The organism is Mycolicibacterium nivoides (assembly GCF_003855255.1).
Taxonomy (GTDB): domain Bacteria; phylum Actinomycetota; class Actinomycetes; order Mycobacteriales; family Mycobacteriaceae; genus Mycobacterium; species Mycobacterium nivoides.
The window spans coordinates 5,527,296-5,541,978 of sequence record NZ_CP034072.1 but is presented as its reverse complement, the minus strand read 5'-3'; the positions used below and the strand labels follow the sequence as shown (position 1 = coordinate 5,541,978).

Here is a 14,683-nt window from a genome sequence, read left to right as displayed (position 1 = left end):
GGAACTACTCCGGGTCAGACGCCACATCGTGGGGACCGCTGCTGCCGGCCGTGTCATTACCGAGGGCCAGTACCACCTTCGACCCGTACGGCACGTGCTGGATCAGCTGCAGCTGAGCCAGCGCCGGGTGGGCGTCCAGCAGCTTGCCGGCATTGGCCAGCGCACGCAGGGCCGCCGTCTCGGCACGGGCGGCTTCCAGCTTCGCCGCACCCGTGGCCTTGGCAGTCGCCAGCTGCAGTGCCGCGGCCCGGATCTCGGTCGGGACGATCACGTCCTTGACGAACGCCCCGATGACCTGGACTCCGGTGCGGGCACCGGCCGTCCGCGCTGCCGCGGCGATCGCGTCGGCGTCAATGCGGTTGCCGCGCTGCATCACCTCGTCGGCGGTCACTGCCGCGGCGAGATCGCGCAGTGCGATCTGCGCGGCCAGGTACACCGCAGCCATCGGGTCGGCCGCGGCCTCCACGTAGGCCACCGCGTCGCGGACCTTGAACTGCAGCGCGACTGTGATACGCAGCGTCACCGCATCCGAGGTCAGCACCTCCTGCGGAGCCAGCGTCAGCACCTGCTCACGCATCTCGACACGCACCACCGAGGCCGCCACATCAATGCGGTGGCGTCCCGGGGGCAGGACACGACCCAGCGTGCCGTCCTTGTACTCCAGCGCGCACTGGCCTGCGGAAACAGTGATTCGGTTGAACGTGAAGATACTCATGTCGTGTCCTCCTTCCGGTGTATGTGTCTGTGCAGCAAAGGGATACCGCCGCCGGGCGCAATCGGGGACGGGGCGTCACATCCCCGTCCCGGCGGATGTGGGCCGCAAGGTCACCGACTGCGCGATCCCGGCGACGGTATCGGGGTTATCGGAGAGGATTCGAACCTCAGGCCCTTTACCTGTGCCATGACGCCGCCGGCAACACGCAGAAACGTTGCGGTACCCCGCTTCGCCTGCCTCCCTGTCGGCGCCGGGGAACACCATGCCACCACAGCAAATCACCAGGCAACCGATTTATGCGCCAGGCCGTTCGGGGGAGCCGCTACCGTGGGTGCAATGCGACGTACTTCGACGGGGGCGGTTCTCTGCGCGCTGGCGCTGACCGCGGGGCTGGCCGGCTGTGATGCAAAGACCGAACTGCAGACCGACGGGCGGCAATCCCAGGAGTCCTCATCGGCGGCGGCGCAGTTCGCCGACCAGTTGCGTGGGCGGGTCTCGGCCGACGCGATGATGGGGCATCTGAGCAAGCTGCAGGACATTGCCAACGCCAACAAGGGCAACCGCGCGCTGGGCAGCCCGGGGTACGACGCGAGCGTGGACTACGTGGCCGGCGCGCTGCGCGACAAGGGGTTTGACGTGGAAACCCCTGAGTTCGAGGTGAAACTCCCGTTCGCCGAGGACCCCCAGGTCACCGTCGGCGGCCAACCCGTCGCCGCCAAGCCGCTGGAGTTCACCATCGGTACCGACCAGGTTGGGGTGTCCGGGCCGCTGGTGCCGGCGAAGGTCGAGGACACTCCCGGATGTGAGGCCGCCGACTACGACGGACTCCCGGTTGCCGGTGCGGTGGTGCTGGTCGACCGCGGCTCGTGCCCGTTCGCGGACAAACAGGCTGCCGCCGCCGAGCGCGGCGCGGTCGCGATGATCGTGGTCAACACCAACAACGACGAGAAGATGGGCGGCACGCTGGGCCGCAACACCGACGTCAAGATCCCGGTGGTCAGCGTGACCAAGGACGAGGGCACCCGGCTGCGCAACTCACCCGGGCCTACCACGCTCAAGCTCGTCGCGGGCGTGCGTGTCGAGCACACCCGCAACATCATCGCCCAGACCAAGACCGGCTCGACCTCGGACGTGGTCATGGTCGGTGCCCACCTCGACAGCGTTCCCGAGGGCCCCGGAATCAACGACAACGGCTCCGGCGTGGCCGCGGTGCTGGAAACGGCCTTGCAGTTGGGCGATTCGCCGCAGGTGGCCAACGCGGTGCGGTTCGGGTTTTGGGGAGCCGAGGAAGAAGGTTTGCTCGGGTCGACCAACTACGTCGAGTCCCTCGACACCGAGCAGCTCAAAGACATTGCCATGTACCTGAACTTCGACATGCTCGGCTCACCCAACGCGGGCTACTTCACCTACGACGGCGACCAGTCCGCACCGCTGGACGAGCAGGGCCGCCCCCGCGTCCCCGAGGGTTCGGCGGGAATCGAGCGCACCCTGGCGGCCTATCTGCAGAATGCCGGAAAGACGCCGCGCGACACCAGTTTTGACGGTCGATCCGACTATGACGGGTTCACCATGGCGGGCATTCCCTCCGGTGGGTTGTTCTCCGGCGCCGAGGACAAGATGGACGCCGAGGAAGCAAAATTGTGGGCCGGCGAGGTGGATCAACCGTTCGACCCGAACTATCACAAGAACACCGATACCCTTGACCACGTGAACCGGGACGCACTGCAGATACATGGTGAGGGAGTCGCATTCGCTGTCGGGCTGTATGCCCAAGATCAGCGGGGCCGCAACGGTTTACCGGTTCGTTCGGATCGCACGCGCCACCAGATCACCGCGCAGTGACGGCGCGTCGACTAGCAGCCCTATTGCTCGGTGCCGCACTGGCGGGATGCTCGGCACAGCCATCGCCGAAGGCTGTCGAGCCGCAGGAACTGGCGGGCAAGATCACCGTGGACGCCATGTTCACCCACCTGCGCAAGCTCCAGGAGATCGCAGACAGTCACGACGGGAACCGGGCGGTCGGCAGCCCCGGTTACGAAGCCAGCGTCGACTATGTGGCACAACTGCTGCGGGACAAAGGTTTCGATGTCCAGACGCCGGAGTTCGAGCGCATGGGCACGATGCGCGGGGGCAACCCGGCGCTGACCGTGTCCGGGAGCAAATACGAGGTGGATCAGGCGTCGATGCTGGTGACGACGGCGCCCGACGGGATCAGCGCGCCCACGCTGCGTCCGGGCAAGCCGTCCGGATGTGCGGCCACCGACTACGGGTCGATGAACATCACGGGTGCCATCGCGGTCGTTGATGCCAGCGGGTGTTCCGTTGTTGTCAAACAGAACACCGCGTTGGACAAGGGCGCGGTGGGGCTGCTGGTGGTCAATACCGGCCAGCCCGTACCCGGTGGCTTGTTCACCACCGGCTACTACCGCGAACTCACCGTCCCGGTCGGCATCATCGACGAAAACGCAGATGCGGCGTTGCGACGCACCAGCGCCCCGGTCCGGCTGACGCTCGACGGCAAAGCCGAAATGATCAAATCCCGCAACCTGACCGCGCAGACCAAGACCGGGTCGGCCTCCGATGTCGTACTGGTGGGTGCCCACCTCGACAGCGTCGGCGGCGGTCCGGGTATCAACGACAACGGGTCGGGGGTGGCGGCCGTCCTGGAAACCGCGCTGCAGCTGGGCAGTTCGCCGAATGTGAGCAATGCGGTGCGGTTCGCGTTCTGGGGTGCCGAGGAAATGGGGTTGGACGGGTCGAAGCAGTACGTGCGCGGCCTGCCGCTGGACCAGCTCGACGATCTCGCGCTGTATCTGAACTTCGACATGGTCGGCTCGCCCAACGCCGGGTACTTCACCTATGACGGCGACCAGTCCGGCCAGGCCACCGACCCCAAGCCGATGCCCGAAGGATCGGCCGGTATCGAAAGGACCATGGCCGGCTACCTCAACCTGGCCGGGGCGCGGCCCGCGGACATGCCGATCAGCGCCAACACCGACTATCACCCGTTCCTGCAGGCCGGCGTGCCGATCGGGGGCACGACCACCGGATCGTCGCAACGCAAGACCGAGGTTCAGGCCCGGTTGTGGGGCGGACGGGCCGGGGTGGCCTTCGATCCGAACTATCACACGGCCCGCGACACCATCGACAACGTCGATGCCCGCGCGCTCGGGATCATGGGATCGGCGATCGCGTTCACCGTCGGCACGTACGCCCGGTCGATCGAGGGCCCCAATGGTGTGCCGGCACGTGACAAGCGTCACCGCGGCTGATCCGGATTGACCGAGGGAGCGTTGAACCGGCGAGGGTAGGCCCCCGTGGTACGGGTATGGGAATTAACGTCGCGAGAATGCCCAGCTACAGCACCATTGCCGGCGTCCATGCCGTATTGCCTCCGCATCGGTATACGCAGGACGAGGTCACCAGCGCCCTGCTCGATCTGCCGGGATACGCCGAGGTCGAGGATGTGGTGCGGGCCCTGCACAAGAGTGCGAAAGTGAACAGCAGGTATCTGGTCCGGCCGCTCGAGGAATACGCCGATCTCGACGATTTCGGTAAGAGCAACGGCCTGTTCATCGAGCATGCGACCGAACTGGGCTGCGCCGCGCTGTCCGGCGCGCTCGACGAGGCGGGGCTGCGCCCCGAGGACGTCGATCTGATCGTCACCACCACGGTCACGGGCGCCGTGGTCCCGTCCCTGGACGCGCGCATCGCCGGGCGACTCGGCCTGCGGCCCGACGTACGGCGCATCCCGATCTTCGGACTGGGCTGTGTGGCCGGCGCCGCAGGAATCGCGCGGCTCAACGACTATCTGCGGGGCGCGCCCGACAAGGTGGCGGTCCTGGTGTCGGTCGAATTGTGTTCGCTGACCCGCAAACACAATCCCACGATGCCGACGCTGGTGGCCGGCGCGCTGTTCGGCGACGGCGCCGCCGCGGTGGTCGCGGTCGGCGAACAACGGGCCCGCAAGCTCAACCCGACGGGACCCGATGTGCTGGACTCACGCAGTCATCTGTATCCAGACTCGTTGCACGCCATGGGTTGGGACATCGGCTCCGACGGCTTCGAGATCGTGCTGAGCGCCGAAGTCCCGAGCTTCGTGGGGCGCTACCTGGGTGACGACGTCACCGGGTTCCTCGGCGATCACGGTCTTTCCGTCGACGATGTGTCCGCATGGGTCAGCCATCCCGGTGGGCCGAAGGTGATCGAGGCGATCATCGATACCCTCGGATTGCCCGAGGACGCATTGGATCTCACCTGGCAGTCGCTCGCCGACGTCGGCAATCTCTCCTCGTCCTCGGTGCTGCACGTGCTGCGCGACACCATCCGCAAACGGCCGGAGTCGAATACCCCCGGGGTGATGATGGCCATGGGTCCGGGCTTCTGCTCGGAGCTCGTCCTGCTGCGCTGGCGCTGATGGCGGCCAAGAGATTCACCGCGCTGATCGCCCTCGTCGCCGTCGAGCGGGTCCTCGAGCTGGTGGTGTCCAAACGCAACCTGCAGTGGAGTATCGCCCAGGGCGGCAAGGAATTCGGGGCAAGGCACTATCCGGTCATGGTGGCGCTGCACAGCGCGCTTCTGGTCGGCGCGGTGGTGGAGGCGCGCCGGCGCCGGCCATCGCCGGTGCTCGGCCGGATCATGGTGGTGGTCGTGCTCGCCGCCCAGGCGCTGCGGTGGTGGTGCATCAGCACGCTGGGCAGGCAGTGGAACACCAGGGTCGTGGTGGTTCCCGGAGCCACGCGCGTCGTCGACGGTCCGTACCGGGTGTTGCCGCACCCGAACTACGTGGCCGTGGTCACCGAGGGAGCGGCACTGCCGCTGGCCGGCGGTGCGTGGATCACCGCTCTGGTGTTCACGGTGGCCAACGCCGCGCTGCTGCGGACCCGGATCCGCGTGGAAAATGAAGCGCTGCAAGGCCTGACGTGATCGATCTGCTCGTCGCGGGCGGCGGCCCGGCGGGGCTGGCCACGGCGGTGCACGCAGCGCGTTCCGGGCTGGAGACCGTGGTGGTGGAACGGCGCCAAGGCCCGATCGACAAGGCATGCGGTGAGGGGCTGATGCCGCACTCGGTCCGGCAGCTGCAACGCCTGGGCGTCCAACCCGAGGGTCGTGCCTTTCATGGCATCCGCTATCTGGACGGACACCGCACCGCTGAGGCCAGGTTCCGCGACGGGGCCGGGCGTGGAGTGCGTCGTACGGTTCTGCACGCCGCGCTGTCCGAGGCCGCGTCGGAAGCCGGGGTCCGGGTGGTCCAGGGTGAGGTGGGGCCGGTGACCCAGGACTCGGCATCGGTGAGCGCGGCCGGTTTTCGGGCCCGCTACCTGGCGGCCGCCGACGGCCTGCATTCGCCGATCCGCCGCTCGCTCGGGCTCAGCGGCGGTGAGGGCAGGAGACGCCGCTGGGGAATCCGGCGGCATGTCCAGATCGCGCCGTGGTCGGATTGTGTCGAGGTGTACTGGGGTCCTGACGCCGAGGCGTATGTGACGCCGGTCGGGGACAACTGTGTCGGGGTGGCGATTCTGACCTCGGTGCGCGGCGGCTTCGACGAGCACCTGGCGGCATTCCCGTTGCTGGCCGACCGGATTCACGGCCTCGAGCACGGCCACGACCGGGCGGCCGGGCCGTTGCGGCAGAAGGTCCGCGACCGGAGCGCGGGCCGGGTGTTGCTGGTCGGCGACGCGGCGGGATACGTCGATGCCCTCACCGGGGAGGGGATGGGCCTTGCCTTCGGCGCGGCCGAACTCCTGGTGGGGTGTGTACGCGCGGACCGGCCGGGTGATTACGACCGGCAGTGGCGGGCGATGACGCGCCGCTATCGGTTACTGACGGCAGCTCTGTTGCACGGCAGCGGTTTTGGTCCGGTGCGGGCGTGTATCACCCCGGCGTCGGCGGCGCTGCCCTCGGTCTTCGCCCGCGTGGTCAACGCTCTTGGCGAGTAGGTTGTGCCAGGTTCCCCAGGTACTCCAACAACCTCATGCTGTGGAAGACCAGCAACGCGGCGATGGAACCCAGCGCGATCCCGGTGAACGTCAGAGAGCCGAGCTGCCAGGTGAAGTCGGCGATCCCGATAATCAGCGGAATGGCGGCGGTCATCTGGTTGACCGGCTTGGAGAAGTCGACGTGATTGGTGAGCCAGATCCGCACGCCCAGGATGCCGACCAGGCCGTAGAGCACGATCGTCGCGCCGCCCAGCACACCCGGCGGGATCGCCGAGATCGCCGCTCCGACCTTGGGGCACAACGACAACGCGATCGCCACTATCGCGGCAACCCAGTACGCCGCGGTCGAGTAGACCCGGGTCGCCGCCATGACGCCGATGTTTTCGGCGTAGGTGGTGGTGGCCGATCCGCCCCCCGCGCCGGCCAGCACGGTGGCCACGCCGTCGGCGGCCAGCGCACGGCCGATCATCGGATCGAGATCGGTGCCGGTCATCTGCCCCACCGACTTGACGTGCCCGATGTTCTCGGCGACCAGTGCGATCACCGCGGGCAGGAACAGCGGCAGAACCGCCAGGTTGAACGTCGGGGTGTGGAACTCGGGCAGCCCCAGCCACGGTGCCGCGGCGATCGCCGCGGTGTCCACATCGCCGAGGACCAGTGCCAGCAGATACCCGATCAGTACCGCGCCGAAGATGGCCAGCCTGCCGATCAATCCCTTGAAGAACGCCAGCGTGGCGACGAGCAACACCAACGTCACCAGCCCGACCAAGGGGCCCTTCTCGAAATTGGCCTTGGCGGCCGGCGCGAGGTTGAAGCCGATCAGTGCGACGATCGCGCCCGTCACCACCGGCGGTAGGGCCAGGTCGATCCAGTGGGTGCCGACCAGGTGCACCACCGCTCCGATGAGGATCAACAACACCCCGACCGCGATCAAACCGCCCAGCGCGCTTCCGGTTCCGTGCGAGGCCACCGCCGCGGTGACCGGGGCGATCACCGAGAAACTCGACCCCAGGTAGCTCGGTAACCGGTTGCCGGTGATGAGCAGGAACAGAATGGTGCCAACGCCGGAGAACAGCAGCGTGGTGGCGGGCGGAAAGCCGGTGAGCACCGGGACCAGGAACGTGGCACCGAACATGGCCACCACATGCTGGGCCCCGATACCGATGGTGCTCGACCAGTTGAGCCGTTCCCCGGGATTGACGACGAAGTCGTCATCGGTGCGCGTCTCGACGTATTTCCAACTCAGCGGGATCACGAGTGTTGACTGAACACCATGAGCGTTGGTCGCGCACGCCAAACGTGGGTCCCCGGACTGGCGCAGTTCACCGGCTACCGGCGGTCCTGGCTGCGCGGCGACGTCCTGGCCGGGGTGACGGTAGCGGCGTACCTGGTGCCGCAGGTGATGGCCTATGCGACCGTGGCCGGCCTGCCACCGGTCGCGGGGTTGTGGGCCGCGCTGGTCCCGATGGCGGTCTACGCACTGCTGGGTTCTTCACGGCAACTGTCGGTCGGGCCGGAGTCCACCACGGCCCTGATGACGGCCACGGCGCTGGCTCCGTTGGTCATCGGCGACCCGGTGCGCTACGCGGCGCTGTCGGCGGTGCTGGCACTGCTGGTGGGGGCGATCTGCCTGGTGGCCGGTCTGTGCCGGCTCGGGTTCCTTGCCGATCTGCTGTCGCGCCCGGTCCTGGTCGGCTACATGACCGGCGTGGCCGTCATCATGATCAGCGGCCAGCTCGGGAAGATCAGCGGGATCGAGGTCACCGGCGACGAGTTCGTCGATCAGGTCCGCTCTTTCGTCAGCGGCCTCGAATCGGTGCACCTACCCACGGTCGCGCTGTCGGTCACGGTTCTGGTGCTGCTGTTCGTGCTGTACCGGATCTCGCCGCGGTTCCCCGGCCCGCTGGTCGCGGTACTGGCGGCGACCGCTGTGGTGTGGCTGTTCTCCCTGGACGACAAGGGGATTCGGGTGGTCGGCGGCATCCCGGTCGGGTTGCCGAAACCCACTCTTCCGCCGGTCCCGATGACGGAGCTGGCGGCCCTGGTGATCCCGGCGGTGGGCATCGCGGTGGTCGCGTTCTCCGACAACGCCCTGACGGCGCGCACCTTCGCGGCGCGCAAGGGGGAGACCATCGATGCCAACGCCGAACTGCGGGCGCTGGGTGTGTGCAACCTGACAACGGGTGTCACGCAAGGCTTTCCGGTCAGCTCCAGCGGCAGCCGTACCGCACTGGGCGACACCGTGGGCAGCCGAACGCAGCTGTACTCGTTGGTGATGCTGGCGACGGTCCTGCTGGTCATGCTGGCCGGCCGTGATCTGCTGGAGAACTTCCCGATGGCCGCCCTTGGTGCACTCGTGGTCTACGCCGCCTTACGGCTGATCGACGTGGCGGAGTTCCGGCGGCTGGCCCGCTTCCGGCGCAGTGAGCTGATTCTGGCGGTGGCCACCACGGTCGCGGTACTGGGCCTCGGCGTGCTGTACGGGGTGCTGGTGGCGATCGCCCTGTCACTGATGGACGCGTTGCGGCGCATTGCCCGCCCGCACGACAGCGTGCTCGGCTATGTTCCCGGGATCGCCGGGATGCACGACGTCGACGACTATCCGGAGGCCCAGCTGGTTCCGGGGCTGGTGGTCTACCGCTACGATGCCCCGCTGTTCTTCGCCAACGCGGAGGATTTCCGGGAACGCGCATTGGCCGCGGTGGAGAACGCCCCCGGCAAGGTCGAATGGTTCGTCTTCAACGCCGAGGCCAACGTCGACCCGGACCTGACGGCGGTCGATGCGCTGGAGCAGTTGCGCAGTGAGCTGGTCGCACGGGGCATCGTGTTCGCGATGGCTCGGGTCAAGTCCGATCTGCGCGACGACCTGGTGGCAGCGGGCTTTCTCGACCGCGTCGGCGCGGAGCGGATCTTTCCCACCCTGCCGACCGCGGTAGAGGCATTCCGCAACCGCGCGCACGAACACGGTGGGTCATAACGGGGCGAGCAGAAGCGCGCAGGCCGTCTTGAGGCTGTCCTGCGCCTCGGCGACGGACATGCGCCCGTTCAGGCTGGACTGCAGGATCCCGTGCCAGGTCTGTTGGACAAGACGCACCAATGAGATCTGTTGTGGGCTTGGGTCGTTGACTCCGGAGGCGTCCAACAGCATGGTGCGTACCAGCTGATCGATCCTGCCCACCTCGGCGACCACGGCCCCATCGGCAGCGTTGAGGGAGTTGAGCATGGCGGCGCTCAGGTGGGGTTGGCGCAGCATCGTGCGGGTGGCCCGCTCCAGGACGTCGAAGACCCGGTCGGCTGCCGTCCCCGATGGGGTGGGCCGGCGGCGGACACCGTCCTGCATCCCCTCGACCCGGTCGGCCATCACGGCAAGGAACAGGTGCGTCTTGGACGGGAAGTACCGGTACAGCGTGCCCAGCGCCACCCCTGCCGACTTCGCGACCTCTTGCATCTGAACCTGCTCGGCCGGTCGAAGCGCGCCCAGCACACCGGCCGCGCGCAGGATCGCCTCACGCCGCTCCTGCTGGAGCTCCGAACTGGGCTCCGCTGCGGGCCGTGGTTCCCCGATCCTCGGCAATGCTGCTTCTCCCTGTCGATGGCGAACTCACACTAGAACACAGTGCGCTTGCGCTGTAGCCTCAGCCAAAACTGAAATTCATTCTAGTTCCATGGAGAGGGGCCCGACATGCCGAAATTCACGCGTGATGAGCTGGCCGGCGCGCTCGACCACTACACGAAGACCGTCGAGGTCTGCTCGAAGACGGGCGACTGGGCTCCGTTCGCGGACCTGTTCACCGAGGACGTCACCTACATCGAGCACGCCTATGGCGTCTTCGAAGGCCGCGAGGCGGTCAGGGAGTGGATCACCGCCACCATGGCGCCGTTCCCGCACATGCGCTTCCCACACACCTGGGTGGCCTTCGACGAGGAAAACGGCGCGATCGTGATGGAGATCCTCAATGTTCTCGACCACCCGACCGAGCCCGGCCGTGAGTTCGGCTTCCCCAACGTCACCCGCCTCGTCTACGCGGGGGACAACCTGTTCTCCAGCGAGGAAGACGTCTACAACCCCAACCGGGACGCACCGCGCACGGTCGGTGCGTGGCTGAAGGCGGGCGGGGTCATGCTCGGCGAGGTGCCCGCCGCGAAGCACGCCTGAGATTCAATTCAGTTATACCTATGAAGTTCATCTATGCCCTGTGGGGCCCAGGGCTCGACACCGCCCTGAGAACCGCTGAGTTCCGCGAGGCGATGCGAGCGGCAGGTGCGAGCAGGCTGCAGGTCAACGTGGACGACGCCGACGTCGGGCCGGCGACGCTGCGCATCACGACCCTCGACACCCCGGTCCCCGCCGTGGTGAGCGTGTGGACCGAGGCGGAACCCGGCGACATCTCGGCGGTGTTGTCCGGACTGGCCGAGCGGTGCGCGGGCTGGGAGGTCCAGGAGCGGACGCCATTGGTTCCGCCGGATACGGCCGACGGCGTCCGCGCCCCGGCCCTCGCCCAGATCGGTTTTCTGCGAATCCCCGCCGAACTGGACGCCGCGGAATGGTTGCACATCTGGCAGGGGCTGCACACCGATGTGGCCATCGAGACCCAATCGACCTTCGGTTACATCCAGAACCGGGTCCTGCGAACGGTTCTCGGGAGCGACCGGGTCGACGCCGTGGTCGAGGAACTGTTCCCGATGGCAGCCATGACCGATATGCACGCCTTCTACGGCAGCGGTGGTGACGACGCCGAACTCCGGCGGCGGCTCACCCTGATGATCGAGAGCGTCACCCGTTTCGGGGCGCACGAGAACCTGGACTCGGTGCCGACCAGTCGCTACGTGTACGACCTCACCGCGTAGATCGCCACCCCCACGGCGACGACGACCAGCCCGGCGAGCACCGAGGCCAGGGGCAGCGAGAAGGCCAGCACCAGGCAACCGATCAGGCCGACGGCCGCAACCACGCGCGACCACCGGTTCCCGGTCCGCAGCGTCCACGCCGAGACATTCGCGATGGCGTAGTACAGCAGCACCGCGAACGATGAAAACCCGATCGCCCCACGGAGATCCGCCACCGCGGCCAGCACTGCCACCGCGATGCCCACCACCACCTCGGCCCGGTGCGGGACGGCGAACCGGGGATGCACCGCGGCCAGCCAATGCGGCAGGTGGTGGTCACGGGCCATCGCCAGGGTGGTGCGCGACACGCCCAGGATCAGGGCCAGCAGGGAGCCCAGTGCTGCCACGGCGGCCCCGGCCCGCACCACCGGCTGCCACTGCGGCGCGCCGGCCGCCGCGACCGCGTCGGCCAGCGGTGCGGGTGCGGACGCCAACCCGGATTCGCCGAGCACCGACAGCACGGCGACCGCCACCACGGCATAGATCACCAGTGCGATACCCAGCGCGATCGGGATCGCGCGCGGAATGGTGCGGGCCGGGTCGCGGACCTCTTCCCCCAGGGTGGCGATCCGGGCGTATCCGGCGAACGCGAAGAACAGCAGCCCCGCGGCCTGGAGTACGCCACCGGCACCGACGTCGTCGCCGATACCCAGGCGGGCGGGGTCGGCGGCGCCGGATCCGGCGATGATCACCACCACCGCGGCCAGGACCGCCAGCACGCACGCGACGATGACGCGGGTCAGCAATGCCGACTTCTGGATTCCGGCGTAGTTCACCGCCGTCAGGGCCACCACCGCGGCGACCGCCACCGCATGCGCCCATTGCGGCCACACATACATCCCGACCGTCAGCGCCATCGCCGCGCACGACGCGGTCTTGCCGACGATGAAGCTCCACCCGGCCGTGTAGCCCCAGAACTCGCCGAGCCGTTCGCGCCCGTATACGTAGGTGCCGCCGGACTGCGGGTAGCGCGCTGCCAGCCGTGCCGAGGATGCCGCATTGCAGTAGGCGACGACGGCGGCGACGGCGAGGCCGATGAGCAGCCCGCTTCCGGCCGCGGCCGCCGCGGGGGCCAGGGCGGCGAAAATGCCCGCCCCCACCATCGATCCGAGGCCGATCACCACGGCGTCGGTTGTCCCGAGCCTGCGTTGCAGCCCGCCGGGCGTGGTCACCCCGCGATACTAGTGCCGTGACTGCTATCGAGCAGATCTGCGGGGATGAAAGAAGACACCTTCCGCGCGGACCGTGACGCCATCCGAGGTCGCGAGATGGCCGACCGCAAAAGTCTTCACTCCTTCTACCCGGTCGATGTGCGCCTCGGCGCGAACAGGTCCGAGCCGAGTGCCGGCTTCATAGCGAATCGTGAGGGTGCCGGTGACCGCGGGTTGGCCCGGCTTGTGGGCGGTCGCGCCGAGGATGTGGTCGAGTAGCAGGGCACAGATTCCACCGTGCACGTGGCCGGCGGGCCCTTCGTATGCCGCGCCGAGCGTCACATCGGCCCAAACTCGGCCGTCGGACTCGTAGTGGACCACGAGTGGCGGAGCCAAGGCATTGCGTAACCCGATGACGGCGTTGCCCCAGGCAAGGGGTCGCCCATCCAACGCTGCTTGGACACCGTAGGAACCTGGGATCAGCGACTGGCTGAGTTCGTCTGCCGCCGCATCGATCTTCGCTTTTGCGGACAGGACGGTGTCCAGATCGGCTTGACTTCGGATGGTCGCATCGACGAGTCGGCGGACGGAATCGGTGATGGACGCGTAAAGCGCTTCTGGGACATCGGTTTCGCTGTGTATGGACAATCCCTCACTCCGTCGTGGAATCGAGTCGCCGGTCATCGAAGCCACCGTAATCGCCGCGGTAGAACAACAATGGCTGGCCGTCGTGGGCGCTCAACGAGGTGACGTGGGCGACGACGATGGTGTGGTCGCCCGCGCCGTGCTCGTACTCGAGGTCGGCTTCGATGGTGGCCAACGTGCCGTGCAGGCGTGGGGCGCCATTGTTGGCCGGGCTCCACTGGACTCCGGCGAACTTGTCCGCGCTGCTGCGTGCGAACTGGGCGCATACCGCTTGCTGATGGTCGGCCAGGATGTTGATACACATCCGGCCGGAAGCTCGGATCAGCGGCCACGTCGAGGAGGATCGCGACGGGCAGAACGATACATAGGGCGGCTCCAGCGACACTGATGTCACCGATTGACAGGTGAAACCCAGTGGTCGCTGCCCGTCCTGACCGGTGATGACAGCGATGCCGGTGCAGAAGTGACCGAGCACCGCCCGCATGTCCTGAGGGCCTGGTCGTTGGGGTGGGCTGCTCAGTGTCGCAGTGCTATCGAGTCCCATCGCTGCGTCTCCCTCATCTGTTGTCATCAACCAGATTCGTCGAGACATGGACCGCGGGCAACGGTGTCTCCCGGTCAGCGGTTCGGCCGGACAAGTGTCGTGACCTCGATTGTTACCCTTGCACCATGGAAGAATCCGAGCAGGCAGCCAAGCCGGCGCTCGCCGCCACCAGCTGGGCGCTGCTCGGGTTGCTGTCGTATGAGCAAGAACTCTCCGGCTACGACATCCGCAAATGGCTCCACTGGAGCATGCGCTATTACTACGGCAGTCCGGCTTACAGCCAGATCTACTCCGATCTGAAGAAGCTCGAAAAGATGGGTTACCTGACCTCGCGGGTGGACGGGACCGGCACGCGAAACCGCCGGCTCTACAAGATCACCGAATCCGGTCTGGATGCCGTCACGCAGTGGGCCAGGAAGACACCGCCGGATCCGCCGTCGTTGAAGCACCCGGCGCTCATGCGGGTGACGATGGGTCACCTGAGTGACCCCGCCACGCTGAAGCAGATGCTGCATGAGCATCTTGCCTATGTGGATGGGATGCAACGCGACGCCGCCAAGGAGGCCCGTTGGTCCGGAGCTGATCCAGCGTGGGCATACGCGAAGATCGCGTTGGATTGGGCGGATCGCTACTACGCGTCCGAGCGGGAACTGACGCTGCAACTGATCAAGGATCTCGACGAGGCCGAGGCCAACTTCCCGAAAGTCGGTGAAGGCGCCAAGATCCCGTGGCCAGATCCTGCGTATTGGTATGAGATCGAGAGGAAAGCCGACGCCGAGGACACAGAAGGCACCGACTGACC

15 protein-coding genes are annotated in these 14,683 nt (G+C 67.3%); 9 read left to right on the top strand and 6 right to left on the bottom strand.

The annotated features are described in order from the left end of the window. Positions 1–4: 4 nt before the first annotated feature. Complete coding sequence (locus EH231_RS27215) at positions 5–715, bottom strand: slipin family protein (RefSeq protein ID WP_090424182.1); 711 nt, start codon at positions 713–715, stop codon at positions 5–7. 336 nt (positions 716–1,051) lie between these two features. On the opposite strand from EH231_RS27215, the gene EH231_RS27210 reads away from it, so the two are divergent. The 5 genes from EH231_RS27210 to EH231_RS27190 all read left to right on the top strand — a co-directional run bounded on the left by EH231_RS27210 (position 1,052) and on the right by EH231_RS27190 (position 6,654). Then, positions 1,052–2,557, top strand: a complete 1,506-nt coding sequence (locus EH231_RS27210; RefSeq protein WP_170856157.1) for a M28 family metallopeptidase — start codon at positions 1,052–1,054, stop codon at positions 2,555–2,557. Beyond that, on the top strand, positions 2,554–3,987 hold the full coding sequence (locus EH231_RS27205; RefSeq protein ID WP_090424184.1) for a M28 family metallopeptidase: 1,434 nt from the start codon (positions 2,554–2,556) through the stop codon (positions 3,985–3,987). The genes EH231_RS27210 and EH231_RS27205 overlap by 4 nt, the downstream gene beginning before the upstream one ends. 77 nt (positions 3,988–4,064) lie before the next feature. After that, entirely contained in the window at positions 4,065–5,132 is a 1,068-nt protein-coding gene (locus EH231_RS27200; RefSeq protein ID WP_241177813.1) for a type III polyketide synthase, read from the top strand. Then, positions 5,132–5,641: an isoprenylcysteine carboxyl methyltransferase family protein gene (locus EH231_RS27195; protein ID WP_124713706.1), complete on the top strand. Its 510-nt coding sequence runs from the start codon at positions 5,132–5,134 to the stop codon at positions 5,639–5,641. The genes EH231_RS27200 and EH231_RS27195 overlap by 1 nt, the downstream gene beginning before the upstream one ends. Continuing rightward, positions 5,638–6,654: an NAD(P)/FAD-dependent oxidoreductase gene (locus EH231_RS27190; RefSeq protein WP_124713705.1), complete on the top strand. Its 1,017-nt coding sequence runs from the start codon at positions 5,638–5,640 to the stop codon at positions 6,652–6,654. Before EH231_RS27195 ends, EH231_RS27190 begins: the two co-directional genes overlap by 4 nt. Here the strand turns inward: EH231_RS27190 and EH231_RS27185 are convergent. Then, on the bottom strand, positions 6,635–7,909 hold the full coding sequence (locus tag EH231_RS27185; protein ID WP_124713704.1) for a uracil-xanthine permease family protein: 1,275 nt from the start codon (positions 7,907–7,909) through the stop codon (positions 6,635–6,637). The genes EH231_RS27190 and EH231_RS27185 overlap by 20 nt on opposite strands. An 18-nt stretch (positions 7,910–7,927) precedes the next feature. Here EH231_RS27185 and EH231_RS27180 point away from each other — a divergent pair, with 18 nt between their 5' ends. After that, entirely contained in the window at positions 7,928–9,631 is a 1,704-nt protein-coding gene (locus EH231_RS27180) for a SulP family inorganic anion transporter (protein ID WP_124713703.1), read from the top strand. Here EH231_RS27180 and EH231_RS27175 read toward each other — a convergent pair. Beyond that, positions 9,626–10,228 (bottom strand): TetR/AcrR family transcriptional regulator, encoded by a 603-nt coding sequence (locus EH231_RS27175; RefSeq protein ID WP_234927401.1) that lies wholly within the window; start codon positions 10,226–10,228, stop codon positions 9,626–9,628. The two genes, EH231_RS27180 and EH231_RS27175, sit on opposite strands and share 6 nt — an antisense overlap. Positions 10,229–10,336: 108 nt before the next feature. On the opposite strand from EH231_RS27175, the gene EH231_RS27170 reads away from it, so the two are divergent. Continuing rightward, positions 10,337–10,810, top strand: coding sequence for a nuclear transport factor 2 family protein (locus EH231_RS27170; RefSeq protein ID WP_124713702.1), 474 nt, complete (start codon positions 10,337–10,339; stop codon positions 10,808–10,810). A 20-nt stretch (positions 10,811–10,830) separates the two neighbouring features. Beyond that, positions 10,831–11,502 (top strand): hypothetical protein, encoded by a 672-nt coding sequence (locus EH231_RS27165; RefSeq protein WP_124713701.1) that lies wholly within the window; start codon positions 10,831–10,833, stop codon positions 11,500–11,502. Here EH231_RS27165 and EH231_RS27160 read toward each other — a convergent pair. The 3 genes from EH231_RS27160 to EH231_RS27150 all read right to left on the bottom strand — a co-directional run bounded on the left by EH231_RS27160 (position 11,478) and on the right by EH231_RS27150 (position 13,881). Next, entirely contained in the window at positions 11,478–12,644 is a 1,167-nt protein-coding gene (locus EH231_RS27160) for an APC family permease (RefSeq protein ID WP_241178200.1), read from the bottom strand. The two genes, EH231_RS27165 and EH231_RS27160, sit on opposite strands and share 25 nt — an antisense overlap. A 93-nt stretch (positions 12,645–12,737) precedes the next feature. Then, on the bottom strand, positions 12,738–13,376 hold the full coding sequence (locus EH231_RS27155; RefSeq protein ID WP_124713699.1) for a PaaI family thioesterase: 639 nt from the start codon (positions 13,374–13,376) through the stop codon (positions 12,738–12,740). After that, positions 13,345–13,881: a flavin reductase family protein gene (locus EH231_RS27150; RefSeq protein WP_206429616.1), complete on the bottom strand. Its 537-nt coding sequence runs from the start codon at positions 13,879–13,881 to the stop codon at positions 13,345–13,347. Before EH231_RS27150 ends, EH231_RS27155 begins: the two co-directional genes overlap by 32 nt. Before the next feature lie 125 nt (positions 13,882–14,006). On the opposite strand from EH231_RS27150, the gene EH231_RS27145 reads away from it, so the two are divergent. Beyond that, the gene (locus tag EH231_RS27145) at positions 14,007–14,681 is read left to right on the top strand and encodes a PadR family transcriptional regulator (protein ID WP_124713698.1); all 675 of its coding nucleotides are present in this window, start codon (positions 14,007–14,009) and stop codon (positions 14,679–14,681) included. The last annotated feature ends 2 nt before the right edge of the window (positions 14,682–14,683 follow it).